Genomic DNA, 25621 nt, shown 5'->3' on the forward strand with positions numbered 1-25621 from the left:
ATCAAGCCTCGTTCGCCAATAGCTGGCAATAAGCGCCTTTGAGCGCCAGTAATTGGTCATGGGTGCCTCGTTCAACCGCCTGGCCCTGCTCAAGAACAATGATTTCATCGGCATCCCGTATGGTGCTTAACCGGTGCGAAATAATCAGCAGGGTGCATCCCATACGACGTAAGGTGGTATCAATGGCCTTTTCCATCTGCGCATCCAGAGCAGAAGTGGCTTCATCCAGAATTAAAATGCTGGGTCTCTGCAGCATGGCGCGGGCGATTTCAAGGCGCTGGCGCTGGCCGCCGCTGAAATTGGAACCGCCTTCATTGATGAGGCTTTCATAGCCCATCTCCCGTTCACCGGCAATCATGTCATGCATGAAGACGGCTTTGCAGGCATTAAGGATGTCTTCATCGTCAACGGTGGGATCCCACAAGGTTAAGTTATCTTTTAAGGTCGCATGAAACAGGTTAATGTCCTGATCGACACTGGCGATGGAGCGAGCGCGGACGGCATTCGGGATTTGGCGCAATTCCCTGCCATCAATCAGGATGCGTCCTGTCCAGGGATCATAAAAACCCAACAGTAATTTACCAATGGTGGATTTGCCGCTGCCTGAACTGCCAACCAGGGCCAGGCGGCGGCCGGGCTTAATTTCCAGGGAAAAATGACGCAGCAGCGGCTCAGCAAGCGGGCTGTAGCCGAAGGTGACGTTTTCAAAGACCACATGGCCAGTTAATTTGGTTTCGGGAATGCTGTCCTGTTCAGTCACAGGGTCGTAACGCTGGGCCAGGGGATGAGAGGTGATGTCTTCCAGATGAAATAAATCGGCTGCAATATCCTGAAGGGTGCCGGCGAGCATCACCAGCATTTTGACCGGCTGGATAAAGCTGCGGTATAAAATCTGAAAAGCGACGACAGTCCCGATGCTCAGTTGCCCTTCAATGGCTAACCAGGCCCCAAAGCAGAGAATGCCGGCATTGGTCAGCAAATCGAGCGCCATGGGAAGTGCGGCAAAACAATCCCGTGTCCAGCTCAGTTGTTGTTCGGCAGTTAAATAATTGGCATGCATGCCAGCAAATTTTTTAAAAAAATCCTGTTCAGCGCCGGATGCTTTGTAGGTTTCTATCATTTGCAGACCGCTGATGGCGGTGCTCATCAGTTTATTCTGCGCCTTGGTTTGCCGCTGGCTTTCACTGCTTCGCTTCTGTGCAATCAGCAGCAGGGCGATGACATTGATCGCGGTGGCGAGTAACACCAGCAGGGTCAGCGGCACACTGAGCAAAAAGAGGATAACCAGGTAAATCAACGCCAGAAGAAGGCTCACCATGTTGGTGCCGAATTGCTGCGAGACCAATGATGCCACCGAATCGCTGGATTGCAGGCGATTAAGAATGTCGCCAAGGTAGCGTTGATTGAAGAAAGACATGGGCAGGCGAAGTAAATGCCAGAAAAACGACGCGCCATTGACAAGGGCCATTTTCACTTCGAGTCGGCTTAACATGGTTCGCTGGTACCAGGTGAGCAGGGCGCTGAAAAGGCCGGCAATCAGTAAGCCCAGTAAAACGGGTCTTTGCCAGTGATTCAGTTGCTGAATGAGGACATCATCAATAAAAATTTTGTTGAGCCCGGCGATGGCAATGCCTGGGATGGCAAGACTTAAGGTTGCAAGAATAATAAAACCGACGGCTTCTTTGGAGTGACGCAGGCGGGTTATCAGATTGGTGAAAATTTTAGGTTTATGCCCGGCCTTGACGAATTGCGGGCCTGGGGTTAGTTCAAGCAGCACGCCCGTAAATGCCTCATCAAATTCTTCAAGGCTTACCTTTCGTCTTCCATGGGCGGGATCGTTAATGTAAACGTGGTGCCTGCCGATTCCCTCAAGTACTACAAAATGATTGAATTCCCAATGAATAATGGCAGGGAGGCGGCATTCATGAATGTCAGCCGGTTCAAGGCTGTAGGCTTCAACCTCCATGCCATGCCGGACGGCCGCACGGTAAATGTTGTCAGCACGGCTGCCATCCCGGGATACGCCGCAATCCATGCGCAGAACATCCAGCGGAATCCAGCGATCATAGTATGCCAGAACAATGGCCAAGGCGACTGCTCCGCATTCGACGGCTTCCATCTGCAGAATGGTCGGTGTCTTTGGTCTTTTTTTAAACGCCTTTCCCATGTCCATGCCCGTTAATCTATCCCCAGAAATGCTTTAATGGCTGGAATGACCAGTGTAATCGGCGGCTGGGATTTGATAATGATGTCAGCCGTGCACAGGGTGCCATTGGTAATGACCATGTTGGGGCCTTTGGATGTTGTCCATTGATAATGGCTTGGCGTATCGGCTTTCATCAGGCGAACACGCACGTACAATTGCGGTCCGCTTTGACTGAAATCCTCCACCAGTTTCTCATTGGCCAGGACCGCCATCATGCTGCTTTGACTGCTGGGAAAGCCAGCCACGTCCTCCACCACGCCGACAATGCTGCCGTACTCCTGCTTTTTAACGGTACTGGGTACCACCTGGGCTGGCATGCCCCGCAGGACGACTTTACCCAGGCCGGCCGGCACGTAAATGACCGCATCCACGGTTTCGGCATAGGGTTCGATGTCCATGATTTTACTCCCGGGCTGCACAATTTCCCCGGGTTTGCCGATGATATTGATAACCTCGCCATCAACGGGGCTTACAATGATGCTGTGGACTTTTAATTTTTTTATTAAAAAAGCAACATCCTGTTCTGCCTGTCGCAGGCGATTTGTCAATTCAATCAGCCGTTGTTGATTGGCTTCTACACGGCGTTTAAATTCAATGATGTTGTCAGCGATTTTTTTGCTGATCTCGTCGCGCAGCTGCAGCTCCTTAAAATAATTGCTTTTCAGTTCGGCGAGTTCCTGACGTGAAATCACTTTATCCACCAACTTTTCCCGCTCTTCCAGGGCTGTTTTTAGAAATTGCAGATGAAGATTGGCGTTTTCCAAATCTTTTGCCCAGTTTTTCCGCAACGTTTCATTGTTCTGTTGCTCCAGTTTAAAATCCTTGGCAATGAAACGCTGTAAATCATCGACCTGTTTCCGCAGCGACACGACAGTTTGCTGCCTGTTTTCGATGTCCAGCAGCAGGAGCGGCAATTTCAGGGTTGCCAATCGCTGCCCCGTTTTCACCACATCGCCCACCTGGACCTCCACGGTTAATAAACGTCCGGAATCTTCAGCAATGGCATCGTAAATTTTCTGACCGCCGCTGATGAGGATGCCGTTTCCGGAAACCCGCGTATCAATGCTGCCAAACACCGACCATGCGGCAATCATGCCCAGCAGCAAAACCAGCGTGGCGAGAATAAGCCAGTTTAAGGGAGGGACAATACGAAAGAGCGTATCCAGTTTTTCCGGATTGTTTAAGCGGTTTAAACTTTTTTCACGAAACAGTTTATCCATTGCTGTCCTGAATCATGGCCCTCTGTTTCAGTATATCCCGGATAGACAATGATTTCGAATCAAGCACGCCGGACTTTGGCTGATGTGTTAGTTTTTACTGGGCGCGGTGGCTGGGTAGGGATTGGTGCCGGGTTTGAAGTCGATGAGGTTGGCGCCGCCAGATATGTCGCGTAAATTGTGGTGAAGAATTTTTTTATTTTCTTTGCGGATGTGCTTGCCGGGTTTGTGTGATTTTCGAGACATAGTGAACTCCTGCTCATACCAGTTCATCCCAAATTATAGCCCAGAATTGCCGGCTGTCCTTTACAGCCGCGGGTTGCCGCGGTAGACTTGAATAATGAATCACAATTCAAGAGAGGGTTTATGTCACACGGTGGCGCACGGGTGGGAGCAGGGCGGCCGCGGGGGAAGGGGAAGTTTGGCGAGGCGACCAAATCGGTGCGTATTCCGGTGTCTCGGGTTAGCGAGGTCATGCGTTTTCTGAATAAAGGTGAGGCAGCCGTCCGTATCCCACTGTATTCCAGTTCGGTTAAAGCCGGTTTTCCTTCACCTGCCGATGATTTCATCGAGCAATACCTCGATTTGAATGAGCACCTGATTAAGCATCCTGCGGCTACTTTTTTTGTCAGGGCGTCGGGTGAGTCCATGATCAATGCCGGCATTCATTCCGGCGACATGCTGGTGGTTGACCGCAGCGTCGAGGCGGTGCATGGGCACGTGGTGATTGCGGCAGTCAATGGCGAACTGACGGTCAAGCGCTTATCACGCGTGCAGGGCAAAACCCGCCTGCTGGCGGAAAATCCCGAATTTGCGGCCATCGATTTAACCCACGATCAGGATGTTGTCATTTGGGGGGTGGTCACCCATGTCATTCATGCGGTGCTGTGATGTATGCGCTGGTGGACTGTAATAATTTTTACGCGTCCTGCGAGCGGGTCTTTAAACCGCATCTCATTGACAAACCGATAGTCATTCTGTCGAACAATGACGGCTGTGTGATTGCCCGATCCAACGAGGCTAAAGCCTTGGGTATTCCCATGGGAGCGCCGTTTTTTAAAATTCGGGGCTTGTGCCGGCAGCAGGGCGTTCATGTATTTTCATCCAATTTTAGCCTCTATGGCGACATGTCGCGGCGGGTGATGTCGATTATCGAGGAAAGCTGGCAGGACGTGGCGGTTTATTCCATTGATGAAGCCTTCCTGGATTTAAAAACCTTGCCTCTGGAAGACCAGGAGCCTTTCTGCCGAGCCCTGCAGAAAAAGATCCTGCAATACACCGGCATCCCGGTGTCCATTGGCCTTGCTCAAACCAAAACGCTGGCTAAATTGGCCAATTATGTCGCTAAACGCCGCCTGCATGTCCCGTTTTTTAACTGGGTTGGCCAAAACCACTGGCTTTCGCAGATTGAGATCGGTGAGGTCTGGGGCATCGGCAGAAAATGGCATAAGGTCCTGATGCAGCAGGGCATTTATTGGGCCAGTGATTTGGCTGCCTTGCCGCTGCAGACACTGAAAACCCGCTTTAATGTGGTGTTGCAGCGTACAGCCCTTGAGTTGCGTGGCATTCCCTGCATTGGTTTTGAAGAAAGCGAGGAGCGCAAAAGCATTCTATCCTCGCGGTCATTTGGCAGCTTGCAACGTGAACAGGGCATTTTAGCCCAGGCGCTGAGTGCCCATTGTGCCCGTGCCTATGAAAAATTACGCCAGCAGCATTCTGTCGCCGGCTATCTCGGTATTTTTATCCGCACCAATCCTTTTCGGGCTGATTTGCCGCAGTATGCACCGTCCCTGGGTGTGTGTTTACCTCAGCCTACGGATGACTTGCGGGAATTAACGCGATGGGCCAAGTGGTGTTTAAACCGGATTTACCGTTCGGGTTTTCAATACAATAAAGTCGGCGTCTATCTGGGTGATTTGCAACCTCAGACTGTGCGGCAACCGGATCTGTTTGATTCGACGACCCCCTGTCAACAGCAGCAGACCAGACGGTTTCTGGCGGTTTATGATGCGATTAATCAAAAATACGGCGGTCACATGATTCGTCTTGGCGCGCAAGGGCATACCAAACCCTGGGCCATGCGCTCCGCCATGCGCTCTCCCTGCTACACTACACGATGGTCCGATTTGCTTGTTGTCAAATAGCGGTTGACGTCGCTTAAGGCAACGCGTAAAAATCATAGTTCACTTCAAATGCAGGGAAAAGAGATGCTGAAATCCATGGTTACAATGCTGTTAGTCACAATGGTCCAGAGCGCTTATGCAGTGGCTGAACCCGTTAAACTGGATGGCCGCTATGAATGTGGAGGCAAGGAAATCGATACCCATGCCGATTTTAAATGCAACATGTCCATTGAAAAAACCGGGGAAACTTACCGCATCAAATCGCTGTGTGATGATGGCTCCTCTTACCTGGGCACGGGCATTTATTTTCCAAAAAAACAGCAGCTGACTTTCGTCTTTATCAACCCTAAAAACGCGGCGGAAACCGGGGTCGTGGCAGCGGAAGTCAAACAGGATGGCTCCATGGCGTCTACCTGGACTTACCTGAATAAAACCAGCATTGAACAGGGCTATTGCTTACGCGCCAAAACCTATGCGAAGCAATAAACGCTTAAGGGTTATTTGGTATTGACAGTAACGATTGCTCTATTGCATCGAATCCGTCACACTAGGAAAATCATTAATTAATTAGGTTAGGGATGATCATGATTAGCCGGAAAGTTGTTTTTTCATCGCTGTTGGTTTTCACCATGGCGCCGATGGTTACCCCCCATGCAAACGTTGAAGCCAGCGCGCCAAAAACTAACCAGTACTGGTTTCCGAAGGCGCTGGATCTCAGCCCGCTTCGCCAGCATGATGCCCTGGAAAATCCAATGGGCCCTGATTTTGATTATGCCAAAGCGTTTAATACTCTGGACCTCAATGCTGTCAAAAGCGATCTCACCGCGTTGATGACTCAATCTCAGGATTGGTGGCCTGCTGATTTTGGCCATTATGGTCCTCTGTTTATTCGAATGGCCTGGCATAGTGCAGGAACTTATCGTATTTTTGACGGTCGTGGGGGCGGAGACGGTGGAATGCAGCGTTTTGCCCCATTAAACAGCTGGCCGGATAACGTCAACCTTGATAAGGCGCGACGTCTGCTTTGGCCGATTAAGAAAAAATATGGGAATAATATTTCATGGTCTGATTTAATGATTCTGGCAGGCAATGTCGCATTGGAATCAATGGGATTTAAAACGCTGGGCTTTGCCGGGGGGCGTGTCGATGCCTGGGAGCCGGAATTGGTGAATTGGGGCTCTGAAAGTGAATGGTTGGCCAGTCATCGGGAGACAAAAGACAAGGTATTGGATAAACCTTTCGCCGCCACTCAAATGGGACTCATCTACGTTAATCCTGAGGGTCCGCAGGGGAATCCCGATCCTCTGGCTGCTGCCAGAGATATTCGTGAAACCTTTGCCCGCATGGCCATGAACGATGAAGAAACGGTGGCTTTGATTGCCGGTGGACACAGTTTTGGTAAAGCCCATGGTGCGGCTTCCGGAAAGTATTTAGGCCCTTCACCCGAAAATGCAGCCATTGAAGAACAAGGCTTTGGTTGGAAAAACAGTTATGGTATAGGAAAAGGAAAGGACACCATAACCAGTGGTCTTGAGGGTGCCTGGACGGTTTCCCCGGTACAGTTTACCCACAATTACCTGGACAACCTGTTTCGCTTCAACTGGGTACAAACCAGGAGTCCAGCGGGAGCCATTCAATGGATGCCCGAAGATAAAAGTGCCTCATCCTTGGTACCTGATGCTTCGGATGCAGCCAAAAGACATCCGCCGATGATGTTTACAACGGATTTGGCGCTTAAATTTGATCCTGCCTACAGCAAAATTGCCAAGCGTTTCAGGGATAATCCCAAAGAGTTCGAAATGACGTTTGCCAAAGCCTGGTTTAAATTAACCCATCGGGATATGGGGCCGCGTTCCCGCTATTTAGGATCGATGGTGCCTAAAGAAGTGATGATATGGCAGGATCCAATCCCGGCTGTTGATTATCCTCTGGTCGATGCGAAAGACATCGAGACGCTGAAAACGAAAATTATCAACTCGCAATTAACCGGGCCTCAGCTGGTCAGAACAGCCTGGGCATCTGCTTCAGTATTCCGCAAAACAGACAGGCGTGGAGGTGCTAACGGCGCCCGGATTCGCCTCGAGCCGCAGAAAAACTGGCCTGTGAATAATCCCCTGGAGTTGGCTGGTGTGTTGAGTACGCTTGAAAAAATAAGGGATGAATTTAATCAGGGACAAGCCAATGGCAAAAAAATCTCACTGGCTGATCTCATCGTGTTGGGAGGAGGCGTAGCCATTGAGCAGGCGGCAAAAAAAGGGGGGGTTGATATTGTTGTCCCTTTTACTCCCGGTCGTAACGACGCGCTACAGGAGCAGACCGATGTGGACTCGTTCGCGGTCTTAAGACCCACAGCTGATGGCTTTCGAAACTACTTTGAAAAAGAGAATGTGAAATCCCCTCCGGAAATGCTAGTTGAAAAAGCGAGCCTGCTTGATCTCACCGTTCCTGAAATGACTGTACTGATCGGCGGGATGCGTGTGCTGGGCGCCAATGCGGCTAATGGCAATGACGGTGTGTTCACGACGAAACCAGGTACCTTGAGCAATGATTATTTTGTCAACCTGTTGGACATGTCGACTGAATGGAAAAAATCTTCATCAGTGGAAGGCGAGTACGAGGGATACGACAGGTCTACAGGGAAATTAAAATGGAAAGCCACTTCTGTTGACCTCATTTTTGGATCCAATTCCGAATTGAGGGCAGTGGCCGAAGTCTATGGCAGTAATGATGCTCAGGAACAATTTATTCAGGATTTTGTTAAAGCCTGGGTGAAGGTGATGAATCTCGATCGATTCGATCGCGCGAATGATGGTGTCAGCGGCAAACAAACATCCTAGTCATCAAGGCCTGGAAATGGCTGCGGGGAGCGTTTCGGTAATCATTTCCAGGCACGGCAAAGCAGCAGGAAACGCACCTCATCCTCTGTTTTTATGGTATGATGGTCACATAATCAATCATGGGGCGTAAAGACCATGGGTGTAGAGCTTCTGTCGCGAATTCAATTTGGATTTAGCATCGGGTTTCATATTCTGTTTCCTACATTGAACCTGGGGTTGGCGGTATTCCTGATTATCATGGAAGGCCTGTGGCTTAAGACAGGAAACAGCGACTACCTTAAAATTTGTAAGTTATGGACTAAAATTTTTGCCCTCACCTTTGGTATGGGCGTTGTTTCAGGGATTGTGCTCGCCTATCAGATAGGCACCAATTTTGGTCCGTTTATCAGTGAATTTGGCAATGTTCTCGGTGCACTGTTTGCCTACGAGACACTGACTGCTTTTTTCCTCGAGGCTGGTTTTTTAGGCATTATGTTGTTTGGCTGGCAACGGGTTCCACCCTGGCTGCATTTTACCGCGACCATCCTGGTCGCTCTGGGAACAACCGTTTCTGCTTTTTGGATTTTATCGGCCAATTCCTGGATGCAGACGCCCAGCGGCTATCAGCTCATGGATGGCAAATACATCGTTGCCAGCTGGTGGGCTGTTGTGTTTAACCCCTCCTTTATTCCTCGCTTCATTCACATGCTGCTGGCTTCTTACGTGACGACCTCGTTTGTGATTATTGCCGTATCCGCTTATTACCTCTTAAACGATAAAGCCGTTGCGCTTGCGAAAAAATGCCTTTCGTTCGCATTGTGGTCAGCTTTAATCCTCGTCCCCCTGCAAATTGCTGTGGGTGATTTGGTTGGATTAACGATCCACGAGCATCAACCCATTAAAACCGCCGCGATGGAGGGGCTTTGGACGACTCAAAAGGGTGCCCCGCTGGTGGTCTTTGCCTTGCCGTCGCAGGAAAAGCAACAAAATGATTATGCCGTCACCATTCCCAAGTTGGCGAGCTTCATCAATACGCATGATTGGGATGGGCAAATGACCGGTCTTGACACCGTCCCTCGACAGGACCAACCACGGGTTGCCGCCGTGTTTTTTTCCTTCCGCATCATGGTGGGCATTGGCCTGCTCATGCTGTTTACGGCGTTGGTAGGCCTCTATTTGCGTGTAAGGAAAACGCTTTACACCAGTCGATGGTTTCATTATCTGAGTTTAGGTTTAGCCCCTTTGGGTTTTGTAGCCAGCGTTGCGGGTTGGTTAACAGCTGAACTAGGCCGTCAGCCCTGGGTGGTTTATGGGCTATTGCGTACCTCTGAGGCCGTATCGGCAATTGGATTGGAAGAGGTGATCATTTCGTTTGTTTTATTAGTCCTGGCTTATGGCATTGTTTTCGGTTTTTATCTGTATTATCTCCTGAAATTAATAGGCCGCGGCCCCGAGGAGGCTGAACAGGATAAACCCGAACACCATGCCTTCCAGTACATGACTGATTTATCACGGGAGGATAACTAATGTTGCCATTAATCTTTGCCTTCCTGCTTGCTTTTATTGTGATCATGTACGTTATTCTGGACGGATTTGATTTGGGAGTCGGCATTTTATTTCCCTTTACTGCCAATGAAAGCGAGCGGGATCAGATGATGAATTCCATTGCGCCTGTCTGGGACGGCAATGAAACCTGGCTGGTTTTTGGCGGGGCCATTCTTTATGGCGGTTTCCCGCAGGTGTATGGCCTGTTGCTTCCCATTTTGTACATGCCTCTGATGCTGATGCTGATTGCCCTTATCTTTCGTGGGGTCAGTTTCGAGTTTCGTTTTAAAGCAGAGCAGTCAAAGCCGTTATGGAATTGGTTGTTTTCGATCAGTTCTTTGGCTGCGGCCTTTTTTCAAGGGGTGGTGCTCGGTTGCTTTGTCCAGGGCTTTCCCATCAATGAAGCGCAAATGACGATTAATGATGCGGATTGGCTGACTCCCTTCAGTTTGTTAACGGGGGTTGCCTTGGTGAGCGGCTACGGGCTTTTGGGCGCCACGTGGATGATTATCAAAAGCAGCGGTTCCCTGCAAAAAAACATGACCCATTATGCCAAGGGCCTGTTGATTATCGTCAGCCTCTTCTTATTGTTTGTCAGCATCTGGACGCCGCTTCACAACACTGAGATTTTTAATCGCTGGTATAGCTTCCCCAATGTCATTTTATTAAGCCCCTTACCCTTAATAACCCTTGTTGCCATTGTCCTGGCCTGGAAAAATTTAGCCGCAGGCCATGAAAGAAACCCCTTCCTGTACAGTATTGTTATCTTTTTCTGCGCTTACGCCGGCATTGCCTTAAGCGTCTACCCTTACTTAATCCCCCATCAGGTCACCCTCTGGGAAGCCGCAGCCCCCGATTCCACTTTGCGTTTTATTCTGGTTGGAGTCTGTATCATGCTGCCAGTACTTCTGGCTTATACGTTGTATGCCTATCATTTGTTCCGAGGCAAATCTCAGGACAACTACCATTGAGGCGCGGATTGTATTCGGGCATGGTAAACCCAAAGAGAAAGCGGTAAAGCCATGGCCCAAAAACAACCCAGGATGATGTAAAACCAGGGATGAAGAGGCAAGGCCGCGCCGATTTTTACTCCGAGCCAATAAGCAATGGGCACGCCGGTCAGGGCGAGGAAGCCGACTGTTTTGTAATAGGTGAACAGCGTTTCATAGGTCACAATCAGGTAAAAGGCAAAGCTTAACCAAAGGGCGATAATCCAGGGCGCGGCCACGTAAGGCGCCCAAGGATTGGCTTTGTAGACAATGAGGCCTGCCCATAGCCACACGCTGTCGACAACAGCGCCCAACACACCAAAACACAGCGTGAAGAGCAGCGGACGGGCGAGATTAACGCCATTCACTTTCTCCCAGAGTGCTTGTATCAACAGCAAGAATAGCGTAAGGAGCGGACCCGTCCAGGGGGCTTCCCTATGAGCAAAATAAACACAGGCTATCCAGCTCAGGTAATAAAGCGCCCCATGTAAAATGATTCCAATGGCTTTTTTTGTCACGATGATTAGTGCGACCTGGCTATTGTGTTAAGGTTCAATCTCACACATTATCATTAGATTGAAGTTGGCCTCAATCCTGTTTAAGGGGAAGGAAAAAAATGGCTCATTATTTGGTGATTGCAGCAAGCAGCGCGATTGGTCAGGCGGTAACCGAGGCCTTGCTCGCACAGGGAGATACGGTTTTTACTACCGCCCGTGATGAAAGCAAAATAACACCGGACGCCGTTCTTGATGCGTCTGATTTTAGTGCCGTGGAAGCCGTGTTCAGGCGGGCCGGTGACATTCAGGGGGTGGTGAATTGCAGCGGTTCATTGCTGCTTAAAGCGGCTCATGTGACCACTCAGGAGCAATACCAGTCCGTGATGAATGCGTCATTGACCACGGCCTTTGCGACCGTGCGGGCGGCCGGCTTGACCATGAAACAGGGCGGCTCGGTGGTGCTGATTTCCTCTGCTGCGGCCACCGTCGGCTTGGCAAACCATGAAGCCATTGCGGCGGCGAAATCCGCATTGATTGGTCTGGCGCGCTCGGCCGCAGCCACGTATGCCAATGCCAATCTTCGCTTCAATGTTGTGGCTCCCGGCCTGGTTGCCTCGCCTCTAACGGCAGGTTTATTAAACAATGAGCTTGCATTGAACGCTTCAAAAGCCATGCACCCCCTGGGAAGAGTAGGGCATCCGGATGACATTGCCCGAGCCATTCTTTTTTTAATGGATCCACAGAATAACTGGATAACAGGCCAGGTTCTCGGCGTCGACGGCGGATTAAGTGCTGTGCGTGCGAAAATGAAAATGTAAGCCGGAGTCTGCATGTCGACTTTATGTTTTGTTTTAGGGGATCAATTAACGCATTCACTGCACGCCCTGCAAGGCCTTGATAAGCAGCACGATGTTGTTTTTCTCTGTGAAGTGATGGAGGAAGCCACTTACGTCAGGCATCATCCCCAAAAAATCGCGTTTCTGTTTTCAGCCATGCGTCATTTTGCTCACGAATTGAAGGCGGATGGCTACAGAGTACGTTATGTCCAATTGGATGATCCGGCAAATACGGGAACCTTTGACGACGAGTTAAAAAGGGCTGTCGCTGAGGAAAAGGTGACGCGCCTCGTTTTAACCCGTCCAGGTGAATGGCGTGTCTGGCAAAAATTTTCCTCATGGAAAAAAGAATTGCCTCTGCCAGTCCAGGTGTTCAAGGATAACCGCTTTCTATGCTCAATTCAGGACTTTAAATCCTGGGCTCAGGAAAGAAAACAATTACGAATGGAGTATTTTTATCGCGACATGCGAAAAAGGTATCACCTCTTAATGGCGACGGATAATCAGCCTGAAGGCGGGCGATGGAACTATGATGCTGACAATCGCAAGCCTTTAAAACAGCCGCCTGATCTCCCTCAACGGTTAATTCACGTAAACGATGACATAACCCTTTCTGTTTTAAATTTGGTCAAAAATCGCTTTCAAGATCATTTCGGTACACTCAAGGCCTTTAACATGGCGGTTACCCGAGCACAGGCTTTAGACGAAGCGTGTTATTTCATTGACCACTACCTGCCTGCTTTTGGTCCTTATCAGGACGCCATGATGACGGGCGAGGCAACGCTTTATCACTCCAAATTATCGGGCTATCTCAATGCCGGGCTGCTATTGCCTCTTGAACTGTGCCAGTGGGTTGAGAAGGCCTACCTTAATAAAAGAGTGGCTTTAAATACGGCGGAAGGCTATATTCGGCAGGTATTGGGTTGGCGAGAATTTGTGCGTGGGGTTTATTGGTTATGTATGCCGAATTACGCAAAACTCAATTACCTTGAGGCCAAAAGGCCGTTGCCGTCCTTTTACTGGGGAGGACCGACCCGCATGCATTGCCTCAGTGAAGTCGTATCTCACACGCGTGAATACGCTTATTCGCATCATATCCAGCGGCTAATGGTGACTGGCAATTTCGCCTTGCTGGCTGGGCTTAACCCCGAGGACGTCTGCGCCTGGTATCTGGCCGTTTATGCCGATGCGTATGAATGGGTGGAGTTACCTAATACGCTGGGTATGGCTCTGTTTGCTGATGGCGGTATAATGGCCAGTAAACCGTATGCAGCCAGCGGCAAGTACATCCAGCGAATGAGCAATTTTTGTCAATCCTGTGCGTACGATCCCAATGAGACGCTAGGGCAGACCGCCTGTCCGTTCAATTCGCTTTACTGGAACTTCCTCCATACTCATCGTCAAAAATTACAAAAAAACCCACGCCTTCATTATGCTTACCTGAATTGGGAAAAACTGACTAACGAGAAACAGACAGCTATTCTTTCCCAGGCTGAACAGTATCTGAGGCAACTGGCCGATGATGCCTTATAAGAACAGGAGAAGGCCCTCTGTGCAGCAGAGGGCCTTTTCACCGCTACAGCCTGCGGGTGTGTTACGCTTGCTCATAGGCAGCAAGGGCTGCTTCAATGGCGGGGCGCTTGCCTAAGGAATGATACCAGTTGGCGAGATGGGGAAACTGCTTGTCATCGAGGGGTGTTTTGTAAAAGACTTCATAACAATAAATCCAGGGCCAGATCGCCATGTCAGCAATGGTGTAGTCGTGACCGGCGATGAAATCCTGTTGCATGAGCTGCTTATCCATGACCGCGATAAGGCGCAACACTTCATCGCTGTAGCGTTTTTTTGCATAAGGAACCTGCTCAGGAGCATAAACGGTAAAATGTCCATATTGCCCGAACATGGGTCCTACGCTGCCCACCTGAAAATAACACCATTGCAGCACGTTAAATTTGGGCTTTAAGGCCGTGGGTAAAAATTGACCGTGCTTTTCCGCCAGGTATTCAAGGATGGCGACGCTTTCAAACAAATGAAAATCATTGTCGCTGTCATGCAGGGCGGGAATTTTGTTGTTGGGAGAAATCGCTAAAAAGTCGGGCTTGAATTGCTCCCCTTCGCGGATATTCACCGACTTTATTTGATAAGGAACTTGCAATTCCTCAAGCAGAATGGTGGGTTTAAAGCCATTGGGCGTAGCGAATGAATAAAGCGTGTACATGATTGTTCCTTGTCATCCCATGAAGCCTTAAACTATAGCGGACGGATGTCCATGTTGGAAATAGTTTCGTTCTCCTGCCAGACAAGGGGAAAGAGGGGATGGTCAAGCGCTGAGCCTGCGGTCAGCTCGTCATTGAGGCCTGGAAAATCCGGTGAGGTGGCCCAGCTTCGCGGGGCATACACCATGTCATCGCCAAGAAAGCGAAGCGAAAAAACCCGCCTTCGCGTGGCGTCTACGCCACCGGCCGCATGCAGGGTCAGCATATGGAAACACACGACATCGCCAGGCTCAACCGCCCAACCCAGAATGGGAAAATTCTCGCGTGCTGCGTCAATATCAGGCAATTCTGCGAGCGATCCTTCCGGAAACCATTTGGCCTGATTATCCATGAACGTTCGCGGCATCAGCCAGGGCCCGCGATGAGAGCCGGCGACAAATTCCAGAGTCGATGCACGGCTGACCGGGTCCGCAGGAATCCAGAAGCTGATATTCTGATGGCCGCTGACATTATAGTAGGGTTGATCCTGATGCCAGGGCGTCGGTTGACGGGTGCGAGGCTCCTTGACCAGCAGGTGATCATGATAAAGCCTGACCTGACGGCTTTTCATCAACTGAGCAGCGACTTCACCGAGAGGGGAATCAAAAATAACCTGTTGATAAAAAACATTGTGTTGCCAGGTGCAGAAATCTTCAACGAAAAAGCCGGGATCATCCGGACGGCTGGCTACTTTAGCGCGGGGACTTAAGGCAGCTAAATTGAGCTCAATGCCCTGCCGCAATCGGTGAATCTGCTGTGCATTGAGCAATTGCCGCAGGCAAACCGCCCCGTGCTGTGCAAAATCATTCGCCGCCTGCAGAAGCATGCGAGCCCGCTAAACGGAGTGAGGCTGTATCCAGCCCTGGCTGAATGCCACAATAAGGAAGATAAAAAGCGCGAGCGACAGGCCAATGCGCCAGCTTAGGGCTTTGACGGTGCGCGTTGTTTTCCCCTCATCCCGGATTAAGAAAAAAAGGCCGCTGCCCAGAGAAATCAGAATGATGAGCATGGCAAGGATGATAACAACTTTAGTCATGGAACAATCCTTAAAAAACTTTCAATTAAAATACCACAATTTGAACATCGGGGGGTATACTCTCACTCTGATTAACAGCGTGACAAGAGTAACCCGCTTCTATTTAATTATGACTCATTTATTCTCTGGTAATTATCAATTCGCACCCAAATGGGGCATGACCCTGCTGGCGGTGATTGTGGCCGCATCGCTTGCAGGCCTTGGCTATTGGCAAATTGCCCGGGCCCATGAAAAAGAGCACACGCTTGAACTTGAAGCCCAACGTGCCCAAAAACCGGTCGTTGACTGGCAGCCTGATAGCCCGCCTCCTGCTCAGTATCAGCGTATTCGCGTACAGGGCAGGTTTCTCCCCACCGTGTTTTTACTGGATAATCAATTTTATGATCACGCGTTTGGCTACCACGTTTTCAATCCCTTATTGCTTGAAAATGGCCAGCTTGTTTTAGTTGACAGAGGATGGGTTAAAGGCAGCCTTCATCGTAACCAGTTACCCGAAGTGACAACACCGCGACAGCGTTCAGTCATTGCCGGCCGTGTTTATTATCCGTCGACTAAGCAGTGGGTATTGGGTGATGCTATTGAGCAGAAAAAAGACAAATATTATGTTATCGAAAAAATTGATGCAAAGTTAGTCAGCCAAGTTTTGCATAAATCAGTCTATCCGTTTATCATTCGCCTCAATAAAAATGCTGCGAACGGGTACGTTCGTGAATGGCCGGTCGTGACCCTGTCTCCGCAACGTCATTATGGCTATGCGGTACAATGGTTTGCCATGGCCCTCGCGGTATTGGTAATTTATATCGTACTGAATCTTAAGAAAACCCATGAAAAAAACTAAAAATCAGAAACTGGCTTTAATTCTACTCGCGCTGATGTTTGCAGCGCCTGCGCCCATTGCTTACCTGTTTTTTAAACATCCCCAGTGGTTGGGCGCCCAAACCAACAAAGGGGAACTGCTTAAACCTGCCGTGTCGCTCAGTGCCATCAATAACAAGGAAAAGTGGCACCTGCTGCTCTGGCATCCGGGCCATTGTGACTCAGAGTGCAGCCAGCAGATCGAGAAGCTTGCTCGCGTGCGCCTTGCCCTGGGACGACGGCTTTATGAAGTCGAGCAATGGCTGGTTATCAATGACAACGACCCGGCCTTGCCCGCGCCGCTGCTGAATACCCTGCACGAGCAGGATATTCATGTCCTGCGTCTTAATCACGCCCAGCGTCAAGTGATTGAGCGCTTGACTGGCGAAGACCGGGTATTCATCGCGGATCCTAATAATTACCTGATTCTGTCTTATGAGTTAACAGCCAAATCAGAAGACATATTCCACGATTTAAAACAATTACTGACCACTGTTGAAAAAAAGAGTAGTTAGCATGCAGACAAAAACCAGCCGTTATGCCGCCGTCCTGGCGGTTGCCTTAGCCTTGTTTGTGGTCATGCTTGGGGCCTACACGCGTTTGACGGATGCGGGACTGGGTTGTCCCGACTGGCCCGGATGTTATGGGCATCTCGTCCTGCCGAGCGCTAAACCCGCATTGACCGCCGCCCAGCAATCGTATCCCGATAGCCCCATTGAGTCGCGCAAGGCCTGGACAGAGATGGCGCATCGCTACGCGGCGGGGACTCTGGCTTTAGTCATTGTTTTTTTAGGATGCCGCGCGATGGTATTCCGTTTAAAAGAGAAAGCAACACCCTGGGTGTTGCCAGCGATCCTAATCGGGCTGGTTATTTTTCAGGCCGCACTCGGTATGTGGACGGTGACGATGAAACTCTTGCCGGTGGTGGTGATGGCCCACCTCCTTGGCGGGATCGTTATTTTTTCCTGCTTAAGCTGCCTTTGCCTCCAATCCTTTAACACCGCATCCCCCGCACTGCCTCAATGGCGCTTTGCTGCGGGTCTCGGCTTGATTATTGTATTGATTCAAATTGCTCTCGGCGGTTGGGTTAGCTCCAATTATGCCGGTATTGCCTGCATCGGTTTCCCGCAATGCAATGGCCAATGGATCCCTGCGCTGCATTTTACCCAGGGCTTTAATCTGTTTTCCCCGGTTGGGGCAAATTATCAGGGCGGCGTTCTTGATAACGAGGTGCGGGTGACCATTCAAACCATCCATCGCCTCTGGGCATTGGTAACTGCGGTTTATGTGATTGGCCTGAGTGCAATGATGCTGGCCAGGGTTTCTTATAAAACGCTGCGGCTACTGGCCATTGCCGCGCTGGTGCTGGTCGCCGCCCAGTTCACTTTGGGCGTACTGAATGTCCTTTATCTTCTGCCGCTTGGTGTGGCTGTGTTACACAATGGGGTTGCTGCTTTGTTAATGGCAACAGTCTTCATGATGTTTTATCTGACAATGAGGGAACAACGCGATGCAGGCTAAGCATGAACTGGCAACACCGGTAGACTGGCGCGACTACCTTGAACTGTGCAAGCCGCGTGTCGTCGCCTTGATGTTGCTGACAGTCGTGGTTGGCATGTACCTGGCCGCACCCGGGTGGATTCCACTGTCGACGGTGCTGGTGTCTTTGGCAGGCATCGGGCTTTGTGCCGGCAGTGCGGCAGCCATTAATCACCTGGTGGATAAACGCATTGACGCCATTATGGCACGGACTAAAAAAAGACCGGTTGCCCACGGCCGTGTGTCGGTTGCTCAAGCCATTTATTTTGCTGCTGTGTTAGGCATCAGCGGGCTTGTTTTATTGTGGTTATGGGTCAACACGCTGACGGCGGTGTTAACCTTTATTACCCTCATTGGTTATGCGGGTATTTATACCGGTTATTTAAAGCGGGCAACACCGCAGAACATTGTCATCGGCGGTTTAGCTGGTGCAGCGCCGCCGTTACTGGGATGGACGGCGGTGACTAACCAGCTTGATCCTCAGGCCTTGTTGCTGGTTTTGATCATTTTCACCTGGACTCCTCCGCATTTTTGGGCCCTGGCGATTTACCGCTTTGAAGAATATCAACACGCGGAAATTCCCATGTTACCGGTAACGCATGGCATTGCGTTTACCAAATTAAACGTGCTGTTGTATACCATTTTATTGCTGGTTGTCAGTATTCTTCCGTTTGCAGTGGGCATGAGCGGATTTTTATATCTGGCAGCGGCATTGGCGCTGGGAGTTCGTTTTCTTCAGTGGTCGCTTCGTCTCTATCGAACCGACCAGGGCGTGATTGCCATGCGCACGTTCCGTTTTTCAATTGTATATTTAATGCTTTTGTTTTGTTTTTTATTGATTGACCATTATCTCTAGGGGGAAACATGACGGCTCAGAAAAATCGAATTAATCTGACAGTGATTTTATTACTGGCTTTGGTTGCACTGGTAACCGGTTTTTTTGTTTCACAGCATTTACATAAAGGCAAAAAAATCGATGTCGCTCAATTTCATGGAACTCTGCTTGAAACGCCGCGCGGCGTAAATGAATTTTCCTTAATCGGCATCGATAATCAACCCTTTAATAATCAAAGCCTCAAAGGTCAGTGGACCCTGGTTTTCTTTGGCTTTACGAGCTGTGGTTATCTTTGCCCGACCACCATGGCGGAACTGGCAAAAATGTACCGGTCTCTGGAGGAAAAAGGGGTTAAACCCTTGCCGCGAGTGGTTATGATTTCAATTGATGCCGAGCGCGATGATCTGCAAAAGCTGGCGGGATACGTGAAATCCTTCGATCCGCATTTCTACGGTGCGCGGGGAGAGGGCAAGGCGATTAAAAAAATGACACGGGAAATGGGCATTGCCTATGCCAAAGTGGCCATGCCGACGAGCCAGGATGCGCAAAATTACGATGTACAGCACAGCGGTACTGTCATGTTGTTCAATCCTGAGGGGGAATTGAGCGCTTTCTTTACGACACCGCATCAGGCATTGACACTGGCCAAAGACTATCAGTTGTTGGTCGGTTAATGGTTGGTACAGGACCAATGGATGTGCCCGGGATAGGCCAAGCATAAAGGTAAGTTTTGAGCTAGGCTCTGCTTATAGAATAAAAAAATCAGATTCGGGAACAGCGCGTTATGAAAATTGCAATATTGGCCACTAACCCCCAATTGTATTCCCATCAGCGGCTTAAGGCGGCTGGTGAGGAGGCGGGTCATGAGGTGAGTATTATTAATCCACTCTATTGCTACATGAATGTGGCTGCGTCCTGTCCCAAAGTTCATTATCGCGGCGGCGAGCCGTTGCCGCGCTATGATGCTGTCATTCCCCGCATTGGCGCTTCCATCACCTATTACGGGACAGCAGTGTTACGTCACATGGAAACCATGGGCATGTACACGGTTAATGAATCGATTGCCATTTCCCGTTCACGGGACAAGTTCCGCTCCCTGCAATTGTTGGCGCGCAAGGGGATCCCCATGCCGCTCACCAGTTTTGCCCAATCCCCCGACGACACTGAAGATTTAATTCGCATGGTAGGCGGTGCGCCGCTGGTGATCAAATTACTGGAAGGCACCCAGGGTAAAGGGGTAATTCTCGCCGACAGCCATCAATCCGCGGTCAGCATCATCAATGCCTTTAAAGAAATGTCAGCCAATATCCTGGTTCAGGAATTCATTGAAGAGTCACGGGGTACTGATATTCGCTGTTTTGTGATTGGCGATAAAGTGGTAGCGGCCATCAAGCGCCAGGCCAAGGAAGGGGAATTTCGTGCCAACGTGCATCAGGGCGGTAAAGCCCTTAAAGTCAAATTGTCGCCCCAGGAACGCGCCATCGCCGTGGCTGCAGCGAAAACCATGGGTTTGAAGGTGGCGGGCGTGGATTTGATTCGTTCAAACCATGGTCCCTTAGTGCTTGAAATCAATTCATCGCCTGGGTTGGAAGGCATTGAAAAGGCCACGCATGTCAATATTGCTGCCAAAGTGATTCAGTACATTGAGAAAAATGCCAAGCCGATAAGCGCCAATCATCGTTTTCACGGGTAATGCTGCAATAACAAGGTCAAGGAACACTTTCCTGAATACCCTTTCTGCCTGGTAGACGTAAAGCGAAAAAAAATAAGCCCAGCTTTCTTTTGTTAATTTTCTCTTAAGAAATGTTGTTTAAAATGAATCACATGTTGTTTTGAGACGATTGAAACAACCCAATCTCCTGATGTAATCAAGTGAATTGTTGCAGGGCATGGCTTTGCAACAAGGCTTGATTGAAGCGCAGAAAACCCGGAGGGTTACCATTAAGCCATTAACTGGCTTTCGTTTTTTTTTGTTTCTGCTCACTTTTTCCAATGAGCCAGTCCGGATTAACTTCCAGCTCTTCAGCCAATAGTTTCAGTAGCGCGTCATCGGGGACTGTAATGCCATTGAGCATGGCCTCGGCTTTAAATTTTGGTATTTTAATCAGCTTGGAAAACACCTCAATGCGTTCGTCGCTGCGCAGAGGGACACCGATGGCATCAAGCTCCCGATTAAGACGTTCAGCAAATTGTTTGTTAGGCATGGTTTTCCGTCAAAAGTTTTCACTAACTACTTCTATAGCATAAAAAAATTGGATTTTGCAATCTTCTTGGCGGTAAGCTATAAGCTTAAGTAAGAATACCCTCAATTCAAAGCAAGCGAATTGAAAAAAAAAGGGAGAGTGCCGTGGGATCATTGATTACTCTGGGGTTATTGGCAATTTTTGCCATTGCATTTGTTCTAGCGGGTGTAAAAGTGGTCCCGCAGTCCGAAGAATGGACTGTTGAGCGTTTCGGACGTTACACCCAAACACTCCTGCCAGGCTTGGGTTTAATCATTCCTTTTATTGACAGGGTCACTTATAAAGTGAACATGAGAGAACGGGTGCTGGATATCCCGCCTCAGGAAGTCATTTCGTCTGACAACGCCATGGTAACCATCGATGCCGTGTGTTTTTTCCAGGTGGTTGATCCCGCCAAATCAGCCTACCAGGTTGATAATCTTGAACATGCCATCCGTAACCTGACCATGACCAATATCCGTACGGTATTGGGTTCGCTTGAATTGGACGGTATGCTGAGTCAACGCGATGAAATTAATAATCGCCTGATGCATGTGGTTGATGCCGCCACCAATCCCTGGGGCGTGAAAGTGACCCGCATTGAAATCAGAGACATTCGTCCGCCGCAGAACCTGATTGATGCCATGGCTAACCAGATGAAAGCAGAAAGGGAAAAACGGGCTGCGATTTTAGCCGCGGAAGGGGACAGACAGGCTGAAATTCTGCGTGCGGAAGGGGATAAGCAAGGTCAGATTTTAAGGGCAGAAGCCGATAAGCAGGCGGCATTCCTCGCGGCAGAGGCCAGAGAAAGAACAGCCCAGGCGGATGCCAATGCCACCAAAATGGTTTCTGTGGCCATTGCTGAAGGAGATATTAATGCGATTAATTACTTTATCGCTGAAAAATACGTTGATGCCTTAAAAACAATCGGTAATGCGCAAAACAGTAAAATGGTTTTCCTGCCGGTGGAAGCCACTGGTGTCATTGGTGCCTTGGGCGGTATGACTGAAATGCTTAAGAATATCAATCCGAGGAATGCGAACAAAGTTCAATTGTAAGGTCTCTTCATGGCATGGTTATTATATTGGCATTGGTTGGCACTGGCCCTGTTGCTTATCATTGCAGAAACACTTGGCGCCGCGGGTTTTCTCATTGCATTGGGAATGGCGGCGGCTATTACGGGTGTTCTCACCTGGTTACTGCTGATAAGCTGGCAGTGGCAATTGATCTGGTTTTCAATCTTCAGCATTTTCTTAGCCTATGCCTGGTGGCGCTTTCTTAAACATCGGACGGCTGTAACACCGCCTTCTCTGATTAATCGTCCCTTTGAGTCGATGGTGGGACGAACAGTGACCCTGGTGGAAGCCATTGAAAATGGCCGCGGTAAAATCCGCATCAACGATGCCCACTGGTTTGTAACCGGGCCGGAGTTGCCTGCCGGAACCCGCGTTAAAGTGGTTGGCATCGAGGACGGAACCCTGCTAATAGTCGAGCCGCTTACACCGTAAGCGGTTCTTCCTGTTGTAATTGACTAATGTCGACCAAGCTTTCCACCCATTGCGGCATGTCATTTAAACAGGGAATGACTGTCAGTTTTTCACCCCCAAGTTTCATCCATTGCAATTGAGCGCGCAGGCCGATTTCTTCCAGCGTTTCCAGGCAATCGGCGACAAAGGATGGGCAGGCAACGGCAAGTCGCTTGATTCCCTGTGAAGCTAACTCCGCCAGTACCTCATCGGTATAAGGTTTGATCCAGGGTGTTTTACCTAATCTGGATTGAAAAGCAACCTGGTAGTAGCCGGCAGGCAAACCCAGGCGCGTCGCGAGCAATTGGCCAGTGGCGAAGCATTGGGCCCGATAGCAGGCCTGACTAGCCACTGCGGGCGGAGGGCAGCTGCCAGCACAAACCGTTTCGCAACCACTGGTTTTCAGATGACGTTCCGGAATCCCATGAAAACTTAACAGTAAATAATCATGCTCATCCAGGTAAGGTTTAATCCGCTGGGCCTGGGCTGCAAGAAAGCGGGGATGATTATAAAAATCCCGAATAATGGTTAACGAAGGTTGGACCGGTTTTGTGGCTAGTAAGGTCAATACCTTCTCAATGGATGAGCCGGTTGCTGCTGACGAGTATTGAGGATACAAGGGCAACAGGGTGATATGGCTACAATGCTTAAGCTGGTCAAGAGCCTGCTCAATGGAGGGATTGCCATAACGCATGCCCAGAGCGACCTGACATCGATCACCCAGAATGGATTGCAATTTCGCGGCTAAATTTCGACTGTGGGTTATCAACGGGGAACCTTCCTCTTTCCAGATGGACTGATAGGCATGCGCCGATCGACGCGGTCTGAATGGAAGAATAAGCCCATAGAGGAGGGGATAGCGAATGAGTGCCGGTAAGTCAATCACACGTCGATCGGCTAAAAATTCGCGCAAATAGCGACGCACGGAACGCGTGTCAGGTGCATCGGGCGTGCCGAGATTAATTAACAGGAGACCTTGCTTCATCATGTTCAAATCCAGCATTAAAAAGGCAATGATACATGATGTTCTGTAACACAGCAGCAAAAAGCTACTGTGTCACTGCATGGAATGGCTTAAGCTGAAGTGGTTTCAGACAATGCCACTACATTGGAAGCATGCAAGCCTCGATCGCCTTTTTCTACATCGTAACTTACGTGTTGCCCTGGAATCAGTGTTTTATAGCCTGTACCATGAATGGCAGAGAAGTGAACAAAAATGTCTTCACCACCCCCCTCTGGCATGATAAAACCCCATCCCTTGGCATTGTTAAACCATTTGACTTCGCCTGTAGCCATGACTCCTCCTTTTGCTAAAGCTTATCAATCGTCGACTGGATTATCCTCCAGCTGATCAATTGCATTCGTCCCTAAATGACAATTGTAAACACCATAAAAAGCATGGGTTGTGTCCCTTTTTCAAGAGATACAATCCACCATAACGCAAAAGTAGCACCGGGAACAATAGTTTTTTTAAAAAAAACCATTTTTTTGTTGACATTGTTAAACATTGGAAACAAAAGGGTTTCGGGTGAGTACCTGGCCATTTAAACCCGCCTGCAGGTTGTTTGTATGGGAACCGAAGTCATGCGTTCAATATGGGGCTTATCCTGCTGAAAACCAATTCCCCATAAGGAGACAACCGCGTCAAACCCTTGAGTGTACCGTGCGTCGGCCGCAAGGGGGGGCTTGCTGCGTGCCAAGATTAAATAGTCATTACTGAACCAGGAAAAAACTGCCAGATCGCGCCGCTGACCTGGCGACAATGGGAAAGGCAATTGATGCGCAGAAAATAAAACGGCAGGCGAGGCGGATATTAATGTCTTGCTTCCCCAGAGCGGAATGCTGGCGGTGGCAATAAAAAGACAGGGCGGCTCCTTGGCAATAATCCGCCAACGGGTGGAGCTTGCCAGTTCGGGCATGGCGCGCAAGCGGGTTAAATTCAGATGGTGCGCTGTCGCATAATCCTGCACAAAATGAATGGCTCGCTGATGCTGCACGCTGTTAAAAACCAAAAACAGGGCCGCTGCAGCAAGGCCAATTCGGACCGCCTGCGGCTGCTGATGAATGACTGACCAGGCAGTGCCTAATACCAGAGGCACTGTAAACCAGGGATCAATGATGGACACAATATCCCAACTGATGCGCTGGAGGCTAAAGGGCCACAGGAGCACAGTGCCATAACTGGTGCAGGCATCCAATAGACCATGCGTCGCATAAGCCACCAGCGATACGGCTATAACCAGTCGCCAATGGTTACGGTAATAGGAAAACAGCATCAGCAGAAGAATACTTAATAAAGCACCTGCCGGAATGAAAGCCAGTGAATGGGTAAAATGGCGATGCCAGAGTTCGATGCGCAACGGATCGCTTCTTGAACCGAATAAAATATCGAGATCGGCTGTCATGCCGGCCAAAGCCCCGACCTGCCATGGGATATGTCGGCTGTACCTGCCAAAAAACGTCTGGGCGCAGGCCGCGCCGAGGGCGCCTTGAGTGATGGGATCCATGGCTGGTTATTCCAAAGAGTTATCCTTTATCATACACCCAGTTAAGTGCTGTGAAACAGTAGGGCTTTCCTTCGGACGTAATTTTGTTACACTGCGCTTTTACTCTGTTTTCGATACCATGTCTTTTAGTGTTGACCCCCGACTTGAACAGTCGTCACTCTTTCTTGGCGACGCGCCCTTATCACGAGTGTACCTTAAAAACGAAGCCACTTTCCCCTGGCTAATTCTTGTGCCTCGTCTGCCCGGACTTAGCGAGCTTCATCAACTGACGCCTGAGGACAGTCAGCAATTGATGTGCGAGATCAGTAAAACCTCCGAATTGATCAGCCGGTATTTTAATGCGGACAAGATCAATGTCGGTGCCTTGGGTAACATTGTTCAACAATTACACATCCATGTCATTGCCCGTTACAAAGACGATCCCTTGTGGCCTCACAGTGTGTGGCAACCTGCTGTGGGTGAGCGGTCAATTCCGTATGACGAAGTGAAAGCAGAGGAGTTAATCACGGCTTTGCGCGAAGTGTTTGTCTGCTTGATAAAGTAAGCAGAATCACTCCAACGAAAACGCCAAGTATTGTCCAATGGAAATTCAATACGTTCATTTATTTAGTATATAC

General features: G+C 49.5%; 28 protein-coding genes. 17 read left to right on the top strand and 11 right to left on the bottom strand.

Translation table 11 applies throughout. The features are described 5' to 3' along the window. Window position 1 precedes the first annotated feature (1 nt). The 3 genes from GH742_RS04050 to GH742_RS04060 form a co-directional block, all read right to left on the bottom strand. Complete coding sequence (locus tag GH742_RS04050; RefSeq protein WP_203456212.1) at window positions 2-2173, bottom strand: NHLP family bacteriocin export ABC transporter peptidase/permease/ATPase subunit; 2172 nt, start codon at window positions 2171-2173, stop codon at window positions 2-4. 5 nt (window positions 2174-2178) lie between these two features. Continuing rightward, a complete protein-coding gene (locus tag GH742_RS04055) occupies window positions 2179-3426 on the bottom strand; it encodes an NHLP bacteriocin system secretion protein (RefSeq protein WP_203456213.1) in 1248 nt (415 codons plus the stop codon). Between the two features lie 87 nt (window positions 3427-3513). After that, window positions 3514-3669 (bottom strand): hypothetical protein, encoded by a 156-nt coding sequence (locus GH742_RS04060; RefSeq protein WP_160160677.1) that lies wholly within the window; start codon window positions 3667-3669, stop codon window positions 3514-3516. Between the two features lie 120 nt (window positions 3670-3789). Between GH742_RS04060 and GH742_RS04065 the strand changes: the two genes are divergently transcribed. From GH742_RS04065 to cydB, 6 genes are all read left to right on the top strand, one after another. Then, entirely contained in the window at window positions 3790-4314 is a 525-nt protein-coding gene (locus tag GH742_RS04065) for a LexA family transcriptional regulator (protein ID WP_203456214.1), read from the top strand. After that, entirely contained in the window at window positions 4314-5567 is a 1254-nt protein-coding gene (locus GH742_RS04070; protein WP_203456215.1) for a Y-family DNA polymerase, read from the top strand. Before GH742_RS04065 ends, GH742_RS04070 begins: the two co-directional genes overlap by 1 nt. Before the next feature lie 63 nt (window positions 5568-5630). After that, a complete protein-coding gene (locus tag GH742_RS04075) occupies window positions 5631-6032 on the top strand; it encodes a hypothetical protein (protein WP_203456216.1) in 402 nt (133 codons plus the stop codon). Window positions 6033-6175: 143 nt separating this feature from the next. Beyond that, on the top strand, window positions 6176-8383 hold the full coding sequence (gene katG, locus GH742_RS04080; protein ID WP_203456840.1) for a catalase/peroxidase HPI: 2208 nt from the start codon (window positions 6176-6178) through the stop codon (window positions 8381-8383). A 135-nt stretch (window positions 8384-8518) separates the two neighbouring features. Continuing rightward, a complete protein-coding gene (locus GH742_RS04085; RefSeq protein WP_203456217.1) occupies window positions 8519-9889 on the top strand; it encodes a cytochrome ubiquinol oxidase subunit I in 1371 nt (456 codons plus the stop codon). After that, complete coding sequence (cydB, locus tag GH742_RS04090; RefSeq protein ID WP_203456218.1) at window positions 9889-10878, top strand: cytochrome d ubiquinol oxidase subunit II; 990 nt, start codon at window positions 9889-9891, stop codon at window positions 10876-10878. Before GH742_RS04085 ends, cydB begins: the two co-directional genes overlap by 1 nt. Here cydB and GH742_RS04095 read toward each other — a convergent pair. Further along, window positions 10869-11414, bottom strand: coding sequence for a DUF2878 domain-containing protein (locus GH742_RS04095; protein ID WP_203456219.1), 546 nt, complete (start codon window positions 11412-11414; stop codon window positions 10869-10871). The genes cydB and GH742_RS04095 overlap by 10 nt on opposite strands. A 98-nt stretch (window positions 11415-11512) precedes the next feature. Here GH742_RS04095 and GH742_RS04100 point away from each other — a divergent pair, with 98 nt between their 5' ends. Both GH742_RS04100 and GH742_RS04105 read left to right on the top strand, forming a co-directional pair. Beyond that, on the top strand, window positions 11513-12211 hold the full coding sequence (locus GH742_RS04100) for an SDR family NAD(P)-dependent oxidoreductase (RefSeq protein WP_203456220.1): 699 nt from the start codon (window positions 11513-11515) through the stop codon (window positions 12209-12211). A 12-nt stretch (window positions 12212-12223) separates the two neighbouring features. Beyond that, window positions 12224-13762 carry a cryptochrome/photolyase family protein gene (locus GH742_RS04105; protein ID WP_203456221.1) on the top strand — a complete coding sequence of 513 codons (1539 nt, stop codon included), beginning with the start codon at window positions 12224-12226 and terminating at the stop codon, window positions 13760-13762. Window positions 13763-13823: 61 nt separating this feature from the next. On the opposite strand, the gene GH742_RS04110 is transcribed toward GH742_RS04105, so the two are convergent. From GH742_RS04110 to GH742_RS04120, 3 genes are read right to left on the bottom strand one after another with little or no spacing between them, the layout of a single operon-like run. Continuing rightward, window positions 13824-14447 (bottom strand): glutathione S-transferase N-terminal domain-containing protein, encoded by a 624-nt coding sequence (locus GH742_RS04110; protein ID WP_203456222.1) that lies wholly within the window; start codon window positions 14445-14447, stop codon window positions 13824-13826. Window positions 14448-14479: 32 nt separating this feature from the next. Continuing rightward, window positions 14480-15310 carry a phytanoyl-CoA dioxygenase family protein gene (locus GH742_RS04115; protein ID WP_203456223.1) on the bottom strand — a complete coding sequence of 277 codons (831 nt, stop codon included), beginning with the start codon at window positions 15308-15310 and terminating at the stop codon, window positions 14480-14482. Window positions 15311-15319: 9 nt separating this feature from the next. Then, window positions 15320-15520, bottom strand: coding sequence for a twin transmembrane helix small protein (locus GH742_RS04120; RefSeq protein WP_058531960.1), 201 nt, complete (start codon window positions 15518-15520; stop codon window positions 15320-15322). On the opposite strand from GH742_RS04120, the gene GH742_RS04125 reads away from it, so the two are divergent. The 6 genes from GH742_RS04125 (at window position 15519) to rimK (ending at window position 20442) form a co-directional block, all read left to right on the top strand. Further along, window positions 15519-16358, top strand: coding sequence for an SURF1 family protein (locus GH742_RS04125; protein WP_239005274.1), 840 nt, complete (start codon window positions 15519-15521; stop codon window positions 16356-16358). The genes GH742_RS04120 and GH742_RS04125 overlap by 2 nt on opposite strands. Beyond that, on the top strand, window positions 16345-16890 hold the full coding sequence (locus GH742_RS04130; RefSeq protein ID WP_203456224.1) for a hypothetical protein: 546 nt from the start codon (window positions 16345-16347) through the stop codon (window positions 16888-16890). Before GH742_RS04125 ends, GH742_RS04130 begins: the two co-directional genes overlap by 14 nt. Before the next feature lies 1 nt (window position 16891). After that, window positions 16892-17896, top strand: coding sequence for a heme A synthase (locus tag GH742_RS04135; RefSeq protein WP_203456225.1), 1005 nt, complete (start codon window positions 16892-16894; stop codon window positions 17894-17896). Next, on the top strand, window positions 17886-18770 hold the full coding sequence (cyoE, locus tag GH742_RS04140) for a heme o synthase (protein WP_203456226.1): 885 nt from the start codon (window positions 17886-17888) through the stop codon (window positions 18768-18770). Before GH742_RS04135 ends, cyoE begins: the two co-directional genes overlap by 11 nt. A gap of 8 nt (window positions 18771-18778) precedes the next feature. Beyond that, window positions 18779-19423: an SCO family protein gene (locus tag GH742_RS04145; RefSeq protein ID WP_203456227.1), complete on the top strand. Its 645-nt coding sequence runs from the start codon at window positions 18779-18781 to the stop codon at window positions 19421-19423. Between the two features lie 110 nt (window positions 19424-19533). After that, window positions 19534-20442, top strand: coding sequence for a 30S ribosomal protein S6--L-glutamate ligase (rimK, locus tag GH742_RS04150; RefSeq protein ID WP_108292401.1), 909 nt, complete (start codon window positions 19534-19536; stop codon window positions 20440-20442). Window positions 20443-20698: 256 nt separating this feature from the next. Here the strand turns inward: rimK and GH742_RS04155 are convergent, their stop codons facing one another. Then, entirely contained in the window at window positions 20699-20953 is a 255-nt protein-coding gene (locus GH742_RS04155) for a hypothetical protein (protein WP_203456228.1), read from the bottom strand. Between the two features lie 143 nt (window positions 20954-21096). On the opposite strand from GH742_RS04155, the gene GH742_RS04160 reads away from it, so the two are divergent. Next, window positions 21097-22029 carry an SPFH domain-containing protein gene (locus GH742_RS04160; RefSeq protein WP_108292397.1) on the top strand — a complete coding sequence of 311 codons (933 nt, stop codon included), beginning with the start codon at window positions 21097-21099 and terminating at the stop codon, window positions 22027-22029. A 9-nt stretch (window positions 22030-22038) separates the two neighbouring features. Further along, a complete protein-coding gene (locus GH742_RS04165) occupies window positions 22039-22479 on the top strand; it encodes an NfeD family protein (protein WP_203456229.1) in 441 nt (146 codons plus the stop codon). Here the strand turns inward: GH742_RS04165 and hemH are convergent. The 3 genes from hemH to GH742_RS04180 form a co-directional block, all read right to left on the bottom strand. Further along, a complete protein-coding gene (gene hemH, locus GH742_RS04170; protein ID WP_203456843.1) occupies window positions 22469-23482 on the bottom strand; it encodes a ferrochelatase in 1014 nt (337 codons plus the stop codon). The genes GH742_RS04165 and hemH overlap by 11 nt on opposite strands. An 89-nt stretch (window positions 23483-23571) precedes the next feature. Continuing rightward, a complete protein-coding gene (locus tag GH742_RS04175) occupies window positions 23572-23793 on the bottom strand; it encodes a cold-shock protein (RefSeq protein WP_203456230.1) in 222 nt (73 codons plus the stop codon). A 248-nt stretch (window positions 23794-24041) separates the two neighbouring features. Further along, the gene (locus GH742_RS04180; protein ID WP_203456231.1) at window positions 24042-25004 is read right to left on the bottom strand and encodes a metal-dependent hydrolase; all 963 of its coding nucleotides are present in this window, start codon (window positions 25002-25004) and stop codon (window positions 24042-24044) included. Window positions 25005-25122: 118 nt separating this feature from the next. Here GH742_RS04180 and GH742_RS04185 point away from each other — a divergent pair, with 118 nt between their 5' ends. Continuing rightward, window positions 25123-25548 (top strand): HIT domain-containing protein, encoded by a 426-nt coding sequence (locus GH742_RS04185; protein WP_203456232.1) that lies wholly within the window; start codon window positions 25123-25125, stop codon window positions 25546-25548. The last annotated feature ends 73 nt before the right edge of the window (window positions 25549-25621 follow it).

The sequence above is a fragment of the Legionella sp. MW5194 genome, assembly GCF_016864235.1.
In the GTDB taxonomy this organism is placed as follows: domain Bacteria; phylum Pseudomonadota; class Gammaproteobacteria; order Legionellales; family Legionellaceae; genus Legionella_C.